We start from the raw sequence: 19,240 nt of genomic DNA, 5'->3' as shown, positions 1-19,240 counted from the left end.
TAAAGTGCTGCTCCATGAGTCTAGCAGGATTCGTCGAGAATTTTGAACGCATACATAAAGACAATCACAGGCAACAGCGGAGAAATTCCGAACAAAGCCACACTGTAGTATGCAACTTTGCGACTGATTCGAAACATGCTGGAACAGACTGAGAGCACACTGTTGCTTGAGGCGGCGGGGGAAGAGGTCTGTTCAACTTTGCTTGATTTAGTAAAAGTCATCATTCTGGCTCCAAAACAGGTAAATGGGATGGTCTTACACTCTCACAGCCGTTTTTTCAGTCTCCTGCGATCACTGTTCGCATTGAAACTTCTGATTAAAATTCAATACATTCATACTGGGTCTCAATCAGAGCCTGAACCCGTTCGTTTTCCTGCTGCTGCTGAACCATGGAGGTTTCCAGCATGGAAACCGGGCGACGGCGGGGAGTGAAACCAGAAACCTGTGACTGTCGCTGAGTGAAAGAAGACTGAGCAATTCCTGAGATCCGGTTGTGATTAACATTGACTGCTGCGACTTGAGTTTGAGTTGAATTTACCATTGTGTTTCTCCTGGTTAAGTGGTTGAATTATTTCCTCGTTACTCTAAGAGCCGATTCCGATCGCAAATCTGATCACTGAATCCACCTGTTTTTTTATTTTTTTCTGAACCCAGAGCCTCAGTCTCGTAAACATTGAATTACAAAGGACTTCCGCAATGGCAGAACATTCAGTGCAGCTACTGAAACGGTTTCAGGCCGGGGATAATGATGCAGCTGGGGCGTTATTCGAACGTTATTTCGCACAACTGGACCGGTTCGCAGAACGAAGAATGTCTCCACAATTACAAAGGCGAGTCGGATCTGATGATATCGCGCAGTCGGTCTATCGCAGTTTTTTTGAGAAAGCGCGAGAGGGACAGTTTCAGCTGGAGGAATCCGGCGAACTCTGGCGGTTACTGGCCCATCTGGCTGGTCGCAAGGTGATGCGAAAAGTCGAATGGAATCAGGCTGCCAAACGCTCCATGAAAACCGAACAGCAGATGTCAGCAGGTGATTCTCTCATAAGTGGTCCGGGAGCAGATCTCGCTGACAACCGAGCCGAAGATCCACAGGCTGCAGCCCTCATCAATGACGCAATCGAGTTCGTTTTACAGCAGCTGACTCCCGCATGGAAAGAGATTCTGGAGGCGAGTCATACCAACCTGGATGTGCCGGGCATTGCGGAATCAACGGGGGCTTCAGAGACTGATGTGAGACGCGTTTTAATCATGCGGATGAAGTGCGCACATCAGATTGAAAATGCAGAACTCGCTGAGATTCTGGGTTGTGCAGAGGTAACCGTACGCCGCCTGTGGCGCAACTTACAGGAGACCGCCAGCCAGCTTTTTGATACCGCTGATGAATGAATTCGAAAAACATACCCGATTTATTCCGCAGCAGACCATACGGTTTTGTCTCAGCGACATAGTTAAAAATACAGTATAACCTGGTGTGATTACCCATCCGTGATATTCGAGAATTCAACTGCTTCATACAGTCCCATTTCAGGGCATTGACTCCAGTCGTTTCAGATCCTGTTCCAGGCGCTGGATTGCTGCAACCAGATTTCGACGTGCCACCAGAGATGCTGCGTTTCGAGATAATTCGAGCTTGAAATTCTTAATGGCTCTCTTTTTGATCTCGATAATTTCTTCTCGGGAAGAGTTCTCATATACAAAATCATCCACCTCATTTTTATTAAAAACAGATTCAGTGATCTCTGACTCATTCCCGGGAATCGTATCCCGTGTAGCAGGCTTTGCGACTGATTTTTTCTTCTCGGCTGACAGTTCCTGGAGATACTGCTCCTGTTGTTTTCTCAGGCTGTCCGCATACATATCCAGAATTTCCTGCAGTGAATGTTGATAAGATCCGGAGATTTCATGCACTACCGGCCCCCCCGCGTATTCATATTCACGGTAAATCCAATATGGTCCCTCTTTGTGTGGCCCCTGCAGAGAATAATCCTTTGCCTGCTGAATGTCGGGTAACAGCGAAGTAATCAGAACAGCAATCAGGCAAATTGTGAGCATCATTTTCAAAAGTGTGAATCCACTTTTCCTGTTTCTCTGTTGAAATACTGCTGTCATAATCTCACCTTCAACCCAGGGAATTACGATCTGACTCTATTCGCTTGTCGGCAGTCCCGTTCCAGGGGAGGAGTTTTGTCTCAATATCGAGCTACGTTACAGACACGCCTGCTCACTCACCAGATGGTGGTACAGACCTTCCTCCTGAAGCAGTTCCTGATGGGTCCCCTGCTCGACAACTTTTCCTTCATCCAGTACCAGAATCCGGTCTGCGTTTCGTACAGTCGACAAACGATGTGCAACCAGAATGGCCGTCCTATCATTTAGAATTTCCTGCATGTTCTGTTGCACCGTCCGTTCAGACTCAGCATCCAGTGACGAAGTGGCTTCATCAAATATCAGAATAGAAGGCTGGCTGAGTAGAGCGCGGGCAATTGCAATCCGCTGTTTCTGCCCGCCCGAAATTCGAACCCCCGTCTCTCCGATAACCGTGTCATACCCCAGCGGAAACCGCGAGATAAATTCATGGGCGCCCGCGGTTTCCGCAGCCTTGATGACCTCATTCAAACTGGCTTCCGGATGCGCAATCGCAATGTTCTGCCGAATCGTTCCAGAGAACATATCGGGGGACTGAGGCACCACCCCCAGTTGTGAACGCAGGCTCCGTAAATCCACCGCCGACAGATCAAAGCCATCAATCATAATCTTTCCACTGCCCGGCCGATAAAACTGCTGCAGCAGATTCAGCAGTGTCGTTTTCCCTGAACCCGAACGTCCTACGATCGCTACCGTTGATCCCGGTTCAATCTCCAGGTTAACGCCGTCAAGAATATCCTCCGAGTCGGCATGATACCGGAAGCGGACATCCTGAAATTCAATCCGTCCCTGCAGTCGAGGCAGACGGATCGCCGACTTGCCTGTTGCCTGCTCGGGAGCAAAATCATGCACATCCGCCAGCCTCTGCAGAGAGAGCCAGGCTTCCTGCAGTTCATCCCATAATCCGATCAGTCCCATAATGGGCGTCAATGCCATCGTCACCAGAGCCTGAAACGCCACCAGTTGACCCAACGTTAATTTCCCATCGATGACCAGGTGAGCGCCGTACCAGAACAGCAGCAGTTGTGCCAGCATGTTGATCGATGAGGAAAAGCCTGTCAGCAGCATGCCCAGTTTCGTCTCGCGAAATTCGATATTCGCTTCACGTACCAGATGTTCTTCCTGTTTCCAGCGGGCAGCATCTTCCGCGACACACCCCTTCACCGTTCCGATACTTTTCATCGTCTCAATCAGTTGTGAATTCGTCGCTGCTGACTGTTCGACTGCCTGTAGATTGATTCGCTTGATCGCAGGCGTAAACGCCAATGTCAGAATCGCATACAGGGGTACCGCAGCCAGCGCCACCATCGTCAAGGGAGGGCTGTAATACAGCATCAGGCCAACCGTCAGCACCACGGTCACCAGATCCAGTACGGTAGAGATAAATTTGCCCGTCAAAACATCCTGAATTTCCTCGTTGTCTTCAAATCGCTGCATGATGTCACCAATCCGCCGGGTATGAAAAAAACGAAGTGGCAGTCGCATCATCTGGCGCATTAAATCAGAAGAGAATTTCAGAGAAAGTTTTTGTGCCAGATGAGCCGAGAAGTAATCCCTCAACAGAGTGATGACCATCTGAAAGACGCCTACAATCAGCATACCCACCAGCATCAGATTCAGCATATTCACATTCTGATGCACGAGCACCCGGTCCACGACAACCTGTGTGAAGACAGGCGAGATCAACGCAAACAGCTCCAGCATGATCGAAGCCAGAAAGATCTCCAGCAACAGACCACGGTAAGGTTGCAGGTAAGGCAGAAAACGATGAATGGTGGTCTGAGCAGGTTTATTCTTCTGCAGATCCATCGTCGGCTGCAGGCTGAGCAGATATCCGGTCCAGCCGTCAGTAAATTCCTCATGAGACATCTTGATCAGACCACGTGCCGGATCAGCGACCAGCACATAATTTCGGGTCAACTGATACACGACGACAAAGTGAATCCCCTGCCAGTGCGCAATCACAGGCAGTTCCAGGCTGCGTAATCCCTCAAGACCTGTTCGAAGCAGTCGCGTGGAAAAACCCATTTGCTCAGCAGCCCGGGACAGTGAGTTCAGACTCGCACCATCCTGACCAACGCATGCCAGATCACGCAGTTCGCCGATACTGAGCCGTACGCCATAAAAACGTGAGATCATCGACAGACAGGCCGCACCACAGTCTGTTTCATCCAGTTGCCTGACATGGGGAAACCGTCGTAACCAGCGTTTTTTTCGACGGGAGACCTGCTCTGTTTCTGCTTCGGTATTCATGATCATCGGTTTTACTTTCTTCTCTGTAAGGCTCTGTTCTGTATCTGTGATTTGATCGTTTACTGCTGTCGGCATCTGTTATTCCTCTGCTTTACGTCCCTGCTGAAATGCGAGCAGTGGCTGTAGCAGCACTTCAATAATGCGTTTTCGCCCCGTGACGATCTCGGCAGTCGCCGTCATGCCCGGCAGCAATGGTTTGCGATTTCCTTCCACTCGAAAATAGGTCTGCTCCAGGGTGCAATATCCCCGGTAATAGGAACCGCTGGATGCACTCCCTGTTCCCGTGCTCCCGCTTTGACTGCGGGGCTCTTCTGCGACTTTCACCAGCTGACTCAACTTACCGTCGATCGCACCATGTCGGGCGTAGGGAAAAGCATCGAATTTCAAGCGGGCCTGCATCGTTTCACGAACCTTACCGACTTCGCGATTGGGGATTTTGACTTCAGCGATCAATGTCGCCCCTTCGGGAATCAGCGTAATCAGAGTCGCACCTCGGCGGGCCGTTTCCCCATCTGTCACATGAATCTGACCGACAACCCCATCAATGGGTGCCAGAACGAGATGCTCGTCGGTCTCCTCGAATTCACCACTGGAGAATCGCTGAAGCAACTCGGGACTCATTCCACTGAGATTCAACCGTGCCTGTTTCTGTGCCTGCGTCAACTGCACCTGAAGGGCATCGAATTTGAGTTGCGTGCTGAGCCGCTGTGACTCCAGTTCACCGTTCAGGCGGCGGATCTCCAGTTCTGCCTGGCGGGTCGCGACCGCATTCTCGGCAATTTGCACCTTGATTGCTGCGATCGCTTTTTCCCGATCGTTGATGCGCGTCTGCAACGTGACATCCTGCAGCAGACTTTCATTTTCGGCTTCATTGATCTGCGATTCGACTTTTACCAGTGCCGCACTGGCTGTGTCATATTTTTCCTGGGCGGCACGCAATTCCGTACGGCTGGCGGCACTCTTTTTCACCAGTTGTATGACGCTGGCCAGTTGCTCTTCTTCACGATCCGCCTGGGCTTTCGCAAACTTACGATCCAGCTGGAGTCGATTCTGTTTTTCCCGCTGCTGCTTTTGGGTGATCAGATGCTGTTCCTGTAACAGTTCCAGGGCGCGTTTCTCGCTGGTAATCTGTAACTGCAGTGCCTGCTGTCGCTGCTCCTGGCTGGCGATCTTCTGTTTCTGAATCGCAGTCTGACTCTCAGTCTGCTGTTGTTTCAGAGGAATCGATTCTTCCAGTTCCCGTTTGACGGCTGCCAGGGAACGTTCCGCTGACTGAACTTCTGAGAGAATTTTGACGACGTCAGCCGAGTCGATTCGCGCCAGAGGCTGATTCGCTGTCACCTGTTCCCCCTCCTTGACCAGCAGCTCGGTAACGATCCCTTCCAGATCGGTCTGCACGGGCTTCAGTCTTCCCTGGGGAATAATGACCGCGGGCGCTTTGGCAACTTCATCGACGCGTCCCAGACAGGCAAACAGCAGACTGACGATCACAAACAGGATGCACAAATAGAGGACACCGCGCGAAATCCAGATCGGCATGGTCTCCAGCGTCTCTGAGAGAGGAGACTGTTCCTCTTCGATCCGTTCTGTTTCGTCCAGGGAGTCAGGAAAATCATCAGTTGATGAGTGGATGAGAGCAGCCATTCAGGGTGGCTCCATAAAAGAATTGAGTGGGTGTGAACAAGAAAAAGCACAGCCCCGTCGCGGGTGAATCAACGGGGCTGTTGCAGTCCTATGTGAAACTCCAGCTTCGAGCAGGCTGCCAGTTGGTCTGGGAAACGGTTGTTTTATTTCGTTTAATCTCTTCTTTGTATTTCACTGTGTATTTTCCATTTTTGAGTCGATTCAACCGTTGAATCGACTTCTTAGCCACGATCCTTTTAACTCTCTGAATTCGAGCTCGACGTTGCCAGTTTCCCCCCATGACGCCGGCGGCTTCTTCTGGTGAGATTTCTTCAATGACGGCTGACTGATTGATGTTCTGGTTCATAGCTTAGCTCCCTGTTTTGATTTGTTGTTGTTTTGCTGGCTTGCTGCCGGGCTCGAGAGGAAATCAGAATTCCAAAGTCAACATGGACACACGAAACTCATAAATATTTGATTTTTGAAAATTGATTTCGGGCATCCTGATCCTGGTGAAAGGCCTGATTGACGGAGCCAACAAAAAAAGGCCCACTGTCCGAAAACAGCAGGCCGGGAGAGAGTTCTCATTATTTTGACTTAGAAAAAGTTGTTGGCGGGGCGGAAGTTCGTTTTAGAAACAGTCTTTTTCTTACGTGTGATTACTGCTTTGTATTTCACTGTATAATGGCCTTTTTTCAGACGAATCAACCGCGTCAGCGCCTTTTTAGTCACGATCCGTTTAACTCTCCGAATTCTACTTCCAACCATTTTTGAAATAACGACCTCGTACCGTACCTTGTTGCCCCCGAAAACATTAGCGGCTTCTTCAGGTGAGACTTCTTCAATGACGGCTGACTGATTGACGTTCTGGATCATGGCTTGGCTCCTTGAAATTGTTTATTGTTTTGTTTGCTGTTGAATGGCTTGTTGCCGGGCTCGACAGGAAATCAGAATTCCAGAGTCACCATGGACATGACGGGAATGATTTTTCGCGTTTTCTCTCCGATCCAGGTGAATCGCACGCCTTTACCCGATCTCTTAAATCAATACATAACAGTCACTTACACCCTCGATTTTCTTTAGAATAAATTCCTGAACTCATCTGAAATTTCTTGAATCACATTCATTAACACGGGTAAGGTACAACTTGAAAGCTCCTGTCTTGCGTTCCGACAGTCATGTATCTTTTCAATGAAAATGAACTTTTTCAAATTTCTCTGTCCATCAACCGCCAAAATTCGAATCACCTCGTGAGAAACCGACAGTGGTACCAGTGCCCGAAACCCGCACGCCACGACTGAGGTCCGCGTATTATTCCGAGGTAGAACCAATGAACTCCCTGAATCAGATTCTCGATCAGTATGAACAGCTCTGGCAAAGTGGCGTCCAGCCACAACTTGATCAATTTGTAGAAAGTCTGGCACTCTCGCAGTCAGACCAGCGGGCAGTCCTCTCGGAACTGATTGCCGTGGATCTGGAATACCAGTCGCGACTCTCCGCAACAAAGCAAAAGCCAGGTACCGATCCCTCGGCTTCCGATTTCGTCACAGTCACTGACAATACATCAGGCATCTATACACTCGATTTCTACGCCGACCGCTGGCCCGAACTCTTTTCCAATACCGATCACTGCGCCAGTCTCATCGCGGAAGAATATCGCATCCGTCATCGCTGGGGTGACCAGCCTCAAATGGAAGAATACATTCAGCGTTATGGAGACAGTGCTGTACTCCGTCGCGAACTGGAAGCCGTCCAGCGTGAACTGGCGCTCGACAGCCGGGAAGCGACCGAGAAAACGTCGCTCTTCGAACCCGGACAACAGGCAGGAAAGCCTCCGCAGCTGTTCCCCGAACTCCCCGCCCATTTTGGACGCTACGAATTACTCTCTTTGATCGGCAAAGGGGGCATGGGCGAAGTTTATCGTGCCCGGGATACTCAACTCGATCGGGAAGTGGCTTTGAAACTGCCTCGACTGGATCAGAGCGTCCCACTGCTCAAAGAACGTTTCCTGAATGAAGCCCGCACCGCTGCCACGCTGCGACATCCCCATATCTGCCCGATCTATGATTCAGGGCAGATCGATAGTCAGCTTTACCTGACGATGGCCTATATCGAAGGTCAGAATCTGCAGGAGCTCTGGGCTGCGGATTCTCACCACTCACTGCTGGATAACCTGACTCTACTGATGAAAGTGGCCCGCGCCATTCAGATTGCTCACAACCAGCAGATCATTCATCGTGACCTCAAACCGGCCAACATCATGGTGGACTCCCATGCAGAACCGGTCGTCATGGACTTCGGCCTGGCACACCGGGTTGTCGAGGGGCCGTCACCCAGACTCACCCAGGCAGGTGACATAGTCGGCTCTCCTGCGTATATGTCTCCAGAACAGATGGAAAGCAATACTGCTCCCGGCCCGGCCAGTGACATCTACAGCCTGGGTGTGATCCTGTTTGAAGCTTTGACAGGCACACTCCCCTTCAAAGGGACATTGGGGCAGATTACTGCAGCTGTCATGCGAGACGCACCGCCGCGGCCCTCGACTCTGCAGACGGACATCGACGCAGAACTTGAAGCCCTCTGCCTGCAGATGCTGCAGAAATCACCAGAAGCCCGCCCCGCCTCCATGCAGGAAGTAGCGGAACGACTTGCTGCGATCCAGCAGCGCCTCACCCGTTCTGAGACGATCATCCGTACAAAACCGAGTGTCAGCGGAAACAACCATCGACGCCGCAACCACAAACGCACGCTGATCGGTGCAGCCGGCGTCGCCGCTTTGTTCTGTATGGGAATCATCCTCACGCTGGCAACTGATAAAGGGACACTGATTGTCCGCAGTGAAGTCCCCGATATCTCGGTCCTGATCAAACAAGGCGACAAAACTGTGGAAACACTCAAGGTCAGCCAGGGGACCGATTCCACAACCATTTACAGTGGACAATATGAAATCGTCCTGCAGGGAAAAAATCTGGACGGACTTGAGGTGACCCCCCAGGTGGTAAAGCTCTCTCGCAATCAAACAACCGTAGTCACGATAGAACGTATCACCGACGGGACAGTAACACCGGGACAGATTCCCTCTGCCGGCGTTTCACAGGAATGGCTCACACAGACTCAGAAACTCCCGGGTGTGGAACAGTTTCAGGCCGTCATTGAAAAACTCCAGGAACTCAATCCCGGCTTCGAAGCCCACATAGGCAAAAATGTCTATGTAAGCTACCTGGGAGGCCATCCGAATCAATACGTCCATCTAGTCAATATTGACTCGAACCATCTGCAGGATATCTCACCATTACAGGCACTTCAAACTCTGCAGACATTGAGTATTTCAGGTACCCAAACCAGACTCAGTCAATTCAAAGACCTTTCCCCGCTGGCAGCAATGAATAATTTGAACTATTTAACGGTTAGAAGTCATCCGCAACTGACAGAGATCGAATCGCTGCAAAACCTGAAGTTGAAGAACCTCGAATTGTCCAACACCAATGTCAGCGATCTCTCTTCCCTCAGAAAGCTGCCGCTTGAGCGTCTGGATTTGAATGGCACCATGGTCACAGACCTGTCCCCCCTTGCTGAAATGAAGTCTTTGATTGCCTTAGAACTTCGTACTACAGCAGTCTCAGACCTGAGTTCCCTCAAAGGTCTGCCTCTGACCGATTTATTTCTGTCACATACTTCGGTCTCTGACCTGAGTCCCCTTGAGGGAATGCCTCTGGTCAATCTGGATTTTTCTTCCACGAACGTGACAGACCTGACGCCCCTCAAATCCATGCCACTGGAAGTACTACGTCTTAACAGCCAGATCAGCGACCTGACTCCACTACAAGACTTTTCGTTGAAAGAACTCATACTGAATGGATCCAAAGTGACCGACCTCACTCCCTTGCAGGGAATGCCTCTGGAAAAACTGATCCTCGGTCATTGTTCAGATCTGCAAGACCTGTCTCCTCTGCAGGGAATGAAACTCAAACATCTGAATCTTGTTCAAACTGATGTCCGCGACCTGTCACCACTTGCCGCGATGCCGCTGGAAGAATTACATATCGATTCGCCCGTCAGCGATATCAGCCCCTTAAAGAACTTGCGCCTGAAATCCCTGCAACTGCAATCAGACGAATTGACCGATATCTCCCCGCTGAAAGGGATGCCACTGGAAACCCTGACGCTTGCTTATTCACGACAGCTCAAAGACATAACTCCCCTGTCAGGAATGCCATTACGGAGGCTGGGACTGGCAAACACCAGTGTGCAGGACCTGACCCCATTAAAAGGCATACCCCTGGAATCACTGGAACTGCCTGAAGACCTGAAATTAACCAAAGAAAACCGTGACCTACTGGAGTCCGTGTCCACTTTGAAATTGATCAACAAACATCCAGTGAAATCTTATATTGAGAACAATCTCCCGGGCCAATAGGGTGTGTGCCCGGGACAGGCTCCGTTGGAATCAGGGTTCTGACGGAGCCGTTTTTTTCACTCAATCTTTTTGCAGGCTACGCAGGCGTTCTTCCAGTTGATCTCGAAATTCACCCAGAAACCGTCGTACGGTTCGTTCAGAACGTTCAACCGTCTCTGCGATCTCAGGGATTGTCTGCCCATGCAAGCGGAGTTCCAGCATCTGCTGCTGCAGTGGATCGAAGTCCTGAATGAGAAAATCGACTTCATCCGACAAAGCCACCGCTTCTTCTTCAGTCGGTTCACTGGAGAACAACGCCGCCTGATTCTCTGCAGACGACTGCAACACATCATCCCGATCCAGACTCCGCTTCTGCTGCTGAAAATGCTCGGCCTGCTTCAACAGCTTATTGCGGGTGATCGCCGCCAGCAGCTTCCATAAATCTCCTGAACGTTCGATCGCATACTGACCATCCTGGGACCGGATAAAAAACGACCGCAGTGCCGACTGCACGATATCGTCGGCATCCACTTTTCGCCCCAGCTTTTCCGACAGACGGGAATGCGCCAGGCCTATCAGTCGTTGAAAATAACGGTCAAAGATTTCCTGCGCTGCAGCCTGATCACCTGCGCGAACACGTTGAAATACATGCTGAGTCTGTTCTTCTTCCACAATTCGCCTCGCTGGTTAAGCCGCGGTTGAGTCGTTGCTGCCAGTATATTTTCTCCATCAGGAACGGTCAACTTGTGATCTCTCTTTCCCTTATGAAGCCAGGTTCTTCAGTTTTTTACCTGACGGTTACCCTGCGTTGTGCATGCCACTTCTGCCGAGAGTCAAAACGAAGCGTAAGAGTCACTCCTATTTCTTTCGCATAAGAAATAAAGTTCGTTCTGTCCCGCTGATCGAATCCTCGCGTACAATATCGAACGGGATCTCCGGCACCCCGGCTTATATGTCTCCCGAACAGACACGCGGAGCTCGATTGAGTGAAGCCAGCGACATTTTCTCCCTGGGATTAATTTTCGTAGAGATGCTGTCTGGTGAATCCTTAATGCGCGACATGACAGCACTGGAAATCATCTCAGCTTTATGGAGAGCTGATTTCGTCGAATCTCTAACAGAAAAGATTCCCCACGAGTTCCGCAGCGACCTGATCGACCTGTTGGCGATGGCCCCCGACAAACGCCCCACCGCGAAAGAAATGAGCAGGAGGATGATGGAACTGAGCTGAGCGCCGTCTTTATGGAATTTGCTCAAACGGCCTGTTGAGCAGCGGACACCAACCACGCCGCAAAGAGTGCTTCGGCTGATCAGAATACAGTAAGAACAAATGAGGGCTTAGCCCAACTGGAAGACAACAAATTTAAACCGCAGGTTCAGGATTCAATCCCCTGCGCCGTCATTTTCGTTCTTCTTTTTCGCAACGATGACTTACGTTTTTTCTGGTGTCTCTGATTTCTTGCGAATTTCCGTAGCGCCTCCAAATTGCGATTGTTGCTGTATAACCATATTCAGTCTGACACCCGCTTGTGGAAAGTTAGTCTATTAATCCACGAGTAACTCGAACAGGAAAGAGAAAAACCCTATCAGGAAGGTAACTTTTTTGAGCTATTATTTTGTTTCAGTTTAAGCAGATCGCCAATCTTTAATATATAATACTTGCTCTCCACTTAATTGAATAACCTTATGATCTAATAATAATTCCTCTGTATCAGGCCCATATTTTTTAATTTCATCAATTGCAATAAACGACTGCTTTTGAAAGTTTAAATAACTAGATATCAAACCTGCGACTGCATTTGTTTCAATATTCTTAAATAGTATGGAATCGTGGATTAAGAAAGGAACCTCAGCAGTTGAGAATACAGCCAAATCAAATATTAAGAGATCTGAATAAGCCTTGCCCGTACCAGTATCTTCAAAAACTTCGTACGAATATTTTTTGGGATATAAATTCAACACAGGGCTTTTTCGCCCCCCACCATAAACACTGCTAATCAACTTCTCTATTTGAGAGTTAATCAACCCTTCCATATCATCAAGTATCTCTGTTAATGTTAGATCCAGTGAGATTTGATAATCCTTCGTCTCAACTTTAAACTCCTCACCGGTTTCATAAAATCCATTTTCTATTTGAACATCCATAAGTTCGCGAGCAAGGGAATATACCCTATCAATTATCAGAGTAGGATTGTCGACTGAAGAAAGTGTTTTATTTATATGTGAATCAATTGTGTTAATTTCATCATTAACAAGTTTTAATTGAGCGCTGAAATCTTCTTCATTTCTAACCAACTCTTTTTTTAATATCTTCGATATTTCATCATGAAATAACTCCACATTCTCAAGCTTAGTCATATCCACATCAGGAAAATATTCCGTCAATGAACGTAAATGGCGGCTCTTAATATGTCTGTTATCTGCTAAGTTGTTTCTCACATTCTCAAGTTTTGCTTGAGTCTCAAGCTTTACTTCAAGAAGTCGATCTTTCTCTACTTTAAATTCAAGGATTTCCCTATTAACAATCTCATTGATGTTTGTCGCATATTTTTTTAGGTCTTCACCGATCTCCTTGATTTCCTGCTCTATATGCTCAACTTTTTTTATATTTTGTTTATATTTAGTTTTTGTAATTTTGGGAATTAATTTTGTCTTAGATGCTTTAGATAACGCCGTTTTTTTTTCATTTGCATTTTTTAGAGCAGTCGTGATTTCTTTAATTTTCCCGTATTTATTATATATCTTTATCAGATTTTCCACTGATTTTGCTGAAGCCATAGCCTGGGCCACATGAAGTGGCTTTTTCACCTCTAAATTACCTTTGCCCCATATTCTGGAAAATAAAGATACCATCTCCCTAAACGAAATATCTTCATTTAGAATCCCATAACTTTCTTTTAAAAACTGTTTATATTCATCAACAGAAATCTCCTCTATCTCAGAATATTGAGACGTACAAACAAAAACTATATCTGGATCATCTGTGATCCTTTTAAAAAAATAAGGCTCTCCATCAAAAAAAAATGAAAAAAGATATTCATGCTCTCCTAATTCATTTCGCACATCGAGATTATGAGATAAGAAAGTCTCTCCCCCAAAAACATAATCAATCACCATTAACAAAGTAGTTTTACCGATCGAATTTGTTGCATTATCGTCTCCGAGCACAACGTTTAAACTTGGATGAAATTCGATCACCTCTTTTCGAAATTTCTTACAACGAATTTCAGTCAACATAATGCAATGTCCCTCTATTAAAATCGATTTCTATACGTCCAAGAACGTATAGGACATCTACAGTAAGTAAAAATTGATTTATATCATCAAATTTTGAAGAGGTCCTTTGAAATAGTTTTGTTAGCTCTATATTCTCACTTGCTTGATCTAATAATATTGACAACTTGCTCAAGACTGATTCATCAAAAGTAATATTCTTATTGGGAGTTATCATTCAAACACCTCACAGCTTTGAACATAAAATGAACTCAAGATTTCTGCGGCCTCTATGCTTTCAGGCTTTGTTTTGACATATATCCATTCGACGATATTTTCGAATATTTCCTGCTGAGTTTCGAAAGTATGCTTTAGGACTAGATAGTAAGTTTTCACCTGGGAAGCTATTAAAGTAGATGTATCTGGGCTTCCTTTATCCATGAGTGCAAACTGTTTTTTGATGAAGAGATAATATTCAGCAACGTTCGCTTTAATTTTCCTCTTAGTTAGAATACTCATTGAGGCGTTTACTTTTCGCTCGACTTCTTTTGTCTCATACTCAAGGCCTTCTTCTAGAGTTAAATCACTGGTATACAACGACTCAATTATATTGCGGAGATCTTTCTTTAACTGATATTGATGCCATAGATTCTGTTGACCTGTTTTTGATATTAGATTTTTTTTTATTTCTAAAAGTTGCTCATACTCTTTAAGTGTCCTAGGCTTATCAAACATCAGATGACACTCATTACACAGCGGAATAATGTTATCGATGTGATTGTCATCGTCACTTAATTTTTCAACACCTTCCAACAATTCAATTTCTTCAGTTGTAGGGTTAAGAGGATAGATATGTGCTAATTGATACTTGTTGTATGTTTTATTTCGTTTTTCGTAATAGAGTCTTTTATTGCATAACGGACAATTGCTATTTACCTGTGACAGTAATGTGACTTTTTCAGGTTCATTATATTTTTTTCGCGATTTTGTCATCTAAATTCTCTGAAGCTGGGAATCACGGTTTTATTTATAAGTACAGGTCTTTTCACAAAATGCTTACAAAGTGATGCTGACGCCTACATCATGTAATCTCAATTTATTTCCCCCCTAAAAATGTCATTCTATAGTCTACATAGTGCACCCCCGTATTCAATGAACTTTTACTCCCATTTCTTTTGTAAACATCAATTCATTTTTACTTTCTGGATAACGAAAAGGATTCATGTCTCATCATTTATTTGAGATCACCTTTACATGATTCAGAGCTGACATCAGAACTAATATCAGATCATCCTTTAGTGGCTATTGGATATCCGCACGTATCAGTCTTCGAGAAAAGCTAGATCGGGATTTCTTGAGACCGTGAAGTGGTTCATCAACCGCAACGTTTTCAGATCGATGATTCTGATACCGTGCCCCCCCTTAAAATCATGTTGTATTGAACGTCCCCGCGTAGACATGATGGAATCTTCGGCGGTGTGGTTGTACTATGGACTTCTGTCGTCCCTGGTGTGACGGGATCTGTTCCTTCTGGAAATTCTGAGTGACTTCCTGATCCGGGCACACGCGACATGATTCCATACATTCGAAAGGTTGCCACCATGCGATTTTCTCTGACGCTCGCCTCCCTCCTGCTCTTCACAGTCTGCGCGTCTCTGCACGCTGGCTCAAAAGACACTCCTGTTGTCACCGGGGAGTTGTTGAAGGACTTCGTTCATCCGCCGGTTAATTTCAGTCCAGGCGCAGAATCGAACTCCGAGGCTCGAAAGTACCAGGGAATCCCGACGATTGAACGTACGCCAAGCGGTCGCCTGTGGGCAGGCTGGTATGCCGGGCCGATTCATGAAGACCGTTTTAACTACGTGATGGCGGCGACCAGCGGCGACGATGGCAAGACATGGAGCGATTTGAAATTCGTGATCAATCCTGACGGCGACGGTCCCCGTCGGGCTTCGGATCCCTGTTTCTGGCTGGATCCTTCGGGCAAGCTGTGGCTCTTCTGGTGGATGAATGGCGGAGACCTGAACGTGACGATGTCGATCACAACCGAGAACCCCGATGCGGAAAACCCCACCTGGACTGAACCGCGGGCGTTGTTCCCCGGCGTGATGATCAACAAGCCGATCGTCACTAAAAACGAGGAGTGGCTTATGCCGGCTGCGATCTGGAAACAGGACGACAGCTGTCGCGTCATGGTCTCCCGCGATCAGGGACGCACCTGGTCACTGCGCGGCGCCGCCAACGTTCCGAAGGACCGCCGGAACTGCGATGAACCGATGCTCGTTGAACGCCAGGACGGCTCTCTCTGGCTGCTGGTCCGCACTTCCGATCACGGGATTGGCGAGTCGGTCTCCACCGATGGCGGTCGCACCTGGACCGAAGTGAAAGATCATCTGCAGCAAACGACATCCCGCTTCCATATTCAGCGACTGGCATCCGGCAATCTGTTATTGATCAAACACAACGGAATCAATGAACGCGGACGCGGGCGTAACCACCTGACCGCCTATCTCTCTGATGACGACGGCAAATCGTGGAAGGGAGGGTTACTGCTGGACGCACGCGATACGGTTTCATACCCGGACGCCACCCAGGCCCCGGACGGGACCATCTACGTGATTTATGACTGGAACCGTGCGGATGAGAAACACATTCTGCTGACGACATTCACGGAAGCCGATGTGCTGGCCGGGAAGTATCAGAGTGCTAAGGCGCGTCAGCGTGTGCTCATCAACCACGCGACAGGCATCAATCCGAAGCCCTGGAAGAAGAAGCAGCGCGTGACCTCTCTAAACAAGCATGAAAAGGGAGCCCCCCTACTCAAGGAACCGGGGGCACAGTTGAAACCAGTTGTCGGCGAACAGCGCGATGTGAAGCTTGGTGAGGCAATCTTCAGCAACCGCAGCTATGCCTTCCATGACAAGTTGCCTTCGTTCCTGAAGGGCGGGCAATTTATCTTCAGCCCCATGGAGCAGACCGAAGTCGACTGTACTTCACCGGGCGTGGTCTACGTCGTGACACCACTGCCGGACCGCAACAGGGACAGCGTGACGGAGGAATTACAAAAGCAGGGATACGAGCTGGTTGCCGTTCCCGAATTCGTGCTGTTCCTGATGCCGGGCGGACGCGAGATTCCGGGCAACGTCTGTTCGGTCTACCAGCGCCACGTCGCGGCAGGCGACCGGATCAAGTTCGGCAAATGGGGCGTCGTCATCACGAAACCGGAATGAGCGCGCAACTCATCGGCTTCACAACGCGAACCTGCTCAGTCCCTGGCGGCCGGCGGGGATCAGGACGTACCCGTCTCCGATATAAGCCAGATCGGGGTTTCCGGTAACCTGGAACTGTCGTATCAGCCGCGGCTGTTTCAGATCGGTGATGTCGACTACCGTAATCTCCCCGTTGATACGGTCGCAGGTGACCAGGATATTTCCCCGCACGGTGGGCTTCCCGTAAAATGCGGGGCCGTTGGCAATGCGGTGGACAGGCCGTTCGGTTTCGTACTCGCCTTTGCTAAGCGGTTTATAGAAGGAGTACCCCCCATCGCGGGTGACGAGGGCATATTCGCCGCAGGCAGCATAGCCTCCGCGTCTCATATCCGGCAACAGGCCGAGGGGATCGGGCAGGCTTGCAGGTTTGTCCCCGTTTAACTCGGTCATGAAGGTGCGTCCGGCACACCAGGTTCCGCAGATGGTACTGTCATCGATAAAACCATTGCAGAGTTGCCGGTAATAGACGAGACCACCCCAGCCTCGAACGTTTTCCGCCAACGTGATTTTGTTCTCTTGAGAAAGATCCAGTATTTCATAGCCGCTGCCCCCCGCATGCACGACTGCGTACTTGCCATTGGGAGCGATCTGCACCTGCCGAATCGGCCGTTTGGTCTGATAGGTATTCTTTCGCTTGAGCGACGAACCGTCCACTTGATAACAGACCAGGCCTTCCGCGCCCTGGGCGGCATACAGTTGCTTTCCCTGCACTTGAACGTCCATGGCAACACCTGTGGTGGGATATTGCTGCAGCAGACGCAGTTCGTCATCCAGAACATGAATCCCGTCCGAGCCGCAGGCAGCGTAAACGTATCCGTCCTGTTCCACAGCTGCGTAGACCTGTCCCCCCGGCCGATAGGTGGCCAGATCCTTCAGCCCCAATGAATCGAGTTGATGCCGGTCATGGAAATCACCGCTGGCGTTTAGTTCGTCGGCTTCGGCTGCTGATTGCTTTATCTCTCTGACGAGCTTGTCATCTTTGAAAATGTGCAGGTCCGTGAACAATCCCGTGAAATACAGGTAGCCATCGACCGTTTCCAAACCACACACCGGACTATAACAAACCTCAGCCGGGTCGAACGGAATGACTTTGGGTCGGGTGCCCGATTTGTCCACCGTCGAAAGTTTGCGATACCCTTGCTCACCCGGTTTGCGGGGCACCCGAATCTGTGCCAGCTCTTTCGGCTGCCGTGGATCGGAAACGTCGAAGAGGAACACTCCGTTATGCGTGTGATACAGATAGGCGTACGGGAAAGCCAGTTTCACCCGCCACGTATCCGGCCAGCTATAGTAATACCGCCAGGCGAACTGCACGCGCGAGAGATGTTTTGGCTGAGCCGGGTTGGAAACGTCAAAGATTTCCATCCCGTTGCCGTTGCCGTAGCGGGGATCGTCCAGAGAATGCGCGGCCCCCGGTTGATGATGTCCGCAGGCGGCATAGAGGATTCCGTTCTCCACGCACAGGCCGTCGCCGCGTCCGTTGAGTTTGACTTCGGCGACCTGTTTCGGTTTGGCAGGATTGCGGACGTCACAGATGGCGACCCGGCATTCCTCCCAGGCCCCGGCGTAGAGGTAACCATCGGAAACGACGCACGACTGTGCCTCACCGACGCGCACCACCGAGACATGCCGCAGTTGCTGCGGATTGGAAACGTCAATAATCTCCACACCGAACCAGCGCTGGGCGACAAAGGCATACTGCCCCTGCACATCGATGCCGGTCGCAAATTCGATCGAGTCATAATGTGATAACAGTTTGGGAGCCGACCGATCGGCAACATCGACGACGAACAGACCGTTTTCCCGCGCTGTGATGTAAGCGACATCGTCGCGGACGACAATCTGCCGGAGGTTCCCCACGTCCTGCAGTTTTCCGACGAGTACGGGTCTGCCCGGATTTTTGATGGAGAGAATCACCAGGTTACGTTCCTGGAGCATGAACAGATTGTCCCCGTCGCGAACGACATCCATCCCCGGTCCGACTCCTGCTTCAGCCATCGGATGCTGTTCGTTCTCGAACGGGATCGTCACCGTATTGAACTCTTCTGCTCTGAGTGTGGCAGAAGAGAATATGACTATGGAGAGAATGAGCGCGAATTTCATGTGGTGAAGTATCCTTGGGAATGCTGAGCTGTTCAGAGAGATCTCTCTACTATCTGTAATCACGAATGCGAATCAAGGGATCAGCCCCCCATTCCCGAGCAAGATCAGCCAATTCGATTTTGTAAACAAACCTTCATTCGTATTTATTGATAATATTTTCGATATACGCGTGAGATTTGATCACCCTCTACGCCCAGTATCATAGCTGAGGCATCGAAGCTTACATTTTCTATTTCGG

The 19,240-nt window shown here is 49.0% G+C and carries 16 protein-coding genes; 4 read left to right on the top strand and 12 right to left on the bottom strand.

What is annotated here, in order from left to right; genetic code table 11:
- Window positions 1-20 precede the first annotated feature (20 nt).
- On the bottom strand, window positions 21-224 hold the full coding sequence (locus ACN0YN_RS01280) for a hypothetical protein (RefSeq protein ID WP_417383163.1): 204 nt from the start codon (window positions 222-224) through the stop codon (window positions 21-23).
- Between the two features lie 92 nt (window positions 225-316).
- A complete protein-coding gene (locus tag ACN0YN_RS01275; protein WP_417383162.1) occupies window positions 317-541 on the bottom strand; it encodes a hypothetical protein in 225 nt (74 codons plus the stop codon).
- Between the two features lie 155 nt (window positions 542-696).
- Here ACN0YN_RS01275 and ACN0YN_RS01270 point away from each other — a divergent pair, with 155 nt between their 5' ends.
- Entirely contained in the window at window positions 697-1,386 is a 690-nt protein-coding gene (locus ACN0YN_RS01270) for an RNA polymerase sigma factor (protein ID WP_417383161.1), read from the top strand.
- A gap of 138 nt (window positions 1,387-1,524) precedes the next feature.
- On the opposite strand, the gene ACN0YN_RS01265 is transcribed toward ACN0YN_RS01270, so the two are convergent.
- From ACN0YN_RS01265 to ACN0YN_RS01245, 5 genes are all read right to left on the bottom strand, one after another.
- Window positions 1,525-2,055 (bottom strand): hypothetical protein, encoded by a 531-nt coding sequence (locus tag ACN0YN_RS01265; RefSeq protein ID WP_417383160.1) that lies wholly within the window; start codon window positions 2,053-2,055, stop codon window positions 1,525-1,527.
- 150 nt (window positions 2,056-2,205) lie between these two features.
- Entirely contained in the window at window positions 2,206-4,473 is a 2,268-nt protein-coding gene (locus ACN0YN_RS01260) for a peptidase domain-containing ABC transporter (protein WP_417383159.1), read from the bottom strand.
- Between the two features lie 3 nt (window positions 4,474-4,476).
- Entirely contained in the window at window positions 4,477-6,042 is a 1,566-nt protein-coding gene (locus tag ACN0YN_RS01255) for an HlyD family efflux transporter periplasmic adaptor subunit (RefSeq protein ID WP_417383158.1), read from the bottom strand.
- Between the two features lie 88 nt (window positions 6,043-6,130).
- Window positions 6,131-6,388, bottom strand: coding sequence for a hypothetical protein (locus ACN0YN_RS01250; RefSeq protein WP_417383157.1), 258 nt, complete (start codon window positions 6,386-6,388; stop codon window positions 6,131-6,133).
- 230 nt (window positions 6,389-6,618) lie between these two features.
- Entirely contained in the window at window positions 6,619-6,897 is a 279-nt protein-coding gene (locus ACN0YN_RS01245) for a hypothetical protein (protein WP_417383156.1), read from the bottom strand.
- A 454-nt stretch (window positions 6,898-7,351) separates the two neighbouring features.
- Between ACN0YN_RS01245 and ACN0YN_RS01240 the strand changes: the two genes are divergently transcribed.
- Window positions 7,352-10,438, top strand: coding sequence for a protein kinase domain-containing protein (locus ACN0YN_RS01240; protein ID WP_417383155.1), 3,087 nt, complete (start codon window positions 7,352-7,354; stop codon window positions 10,436-10,438).
- Between the two features lie 60 nt (window positions 10,439-10,498).
- On the opposite strand, the gene ACN0YN_RS01235 is transcribed toward ACN0YN_RS01240, so the two are convergent.
- On the bottom strand, window positions 10,499-11,089 hold the full coding sequence (locus ACN0YN_RS01235) for an RNA polymerase sigma factor (RefSeq protein ID WP_417383154.1): 591 nt from the start codon (window positions 11,087-11,089) through the stop codon (window positions 10,499-10,501).
- Between the two features lie 142 nt (window positions 11,090-11,231).
- On the opposite strand from ACN0YN_RS01235, the gene ACN0YN_RS01230 reads away from it, so the two are divergent.
- Entirely contained in the window at window positions 11,232-11,648 is a 417-nt protein-coding gene (locus ACN0YN_RS01230) for a protein kinase domain-containing protein (protein WP_417383153.1), read from the top strand.
- 395 nt (window positions 11,649-12,043) lie between these two features.
- On the opposite strand, the gene ACN0YN_RS01225 is transcribed toward ACN0YN_RS01230, so the two are convergent.
- The 3 genes from ACN0YN_RS01225 to ACN0YN_RS01215 are packed head-to-tail and all read right to left on the bottom strand — an operon-like array spanning window position 12,044 to window position 14,623.
- Window positions 12,044-13,654 (bottom strand): DUF2326 domain-containing protein, encoded by a 1,611-nt coding sequence (locus ACN0YN_RS01225; RefSeq protein ID WP_417383151.1) that lies wholly within the window; start codon window positions 13,652-13,654, stop codon window positions 12,044-12,046.
- A complete protein-coding gene (locus ACN0YN_RS01220) occupies window positions 13,644-13,868 on the bottom strand; it encodes an ABC-three component system middle component 7 (RefSeq protein WP_417383149.1) in 225 nt (74 codons plus the stop codon). The genes ACN0YN_RS01225 and ACN0YN_RS01220 overlap by 11 nt, the downstream gene beginning before the upstream one ends.
- Window positions 13,865-14,623 carry an ABC-three component system protein gene (locus ACN0YN_RS01215; protein WP_417383148.1) on the bottom strand — a complete coding sequence of 253 codons (759 nt, stop codon included), beginning with the start codon at window positions 14,621-14,623 and terminating at the stop codon, window positions 13,865-13,867. The genes ACN0YN_RS01220 and ACN0YN_RS01215 overlap by 4 nt, the downstream gene beginning before the upstream one ends.
- Before the next feature lie 608 nt (window positions 14,624-15,231).
- Between ACN0YN_RS01215 and ACN0YN_RS01210 the strand changes: the two genes are divergently transcribed.
- Window positions 15,232-16,860: a sialidase family protein gene (locus tag ACN0YN_RS01210; RefSeq protein ID WP_417383147.1), complete on the top strand. Its 1,629-nt coding sequence runs from the start codon at window positions 15,232-15,234 to the stop codon at window positions 16,858-16,860.
- A gap of 18 nt (window positions 16,861-16,878) precedes the next feature.
- Here the strand turns inward: ACN0YN_RS01210 and ACN0YN_RS01205 are convergent, their stop codons facing one another.
- Window positions 16,879-19,002, bottom strand: coding sequence for a hypothetical protein (locus tag ACN0YN_RS01205; protein WP_417383146.1), 2,124 nt, complete (start codon window positions 19,000-19,002; stop codon window positions 16,879-16,881).
- Between the last annotated feature and the right edge of the window lie 238 nt (window positions 19,003-19,240).

This window comes from Gimesia sp., assembly GCF_048260065.1.
Classification (GTDB): Bacteria; Planctomycetota; Planctomycetia; order Planctomycetales; family Planctomycetaceae; genus Gimesia.
Note: the sequence above shows the minus strand (reverse complement) of the source record. Positions and strands in the feature narration are given on the sequence as shown.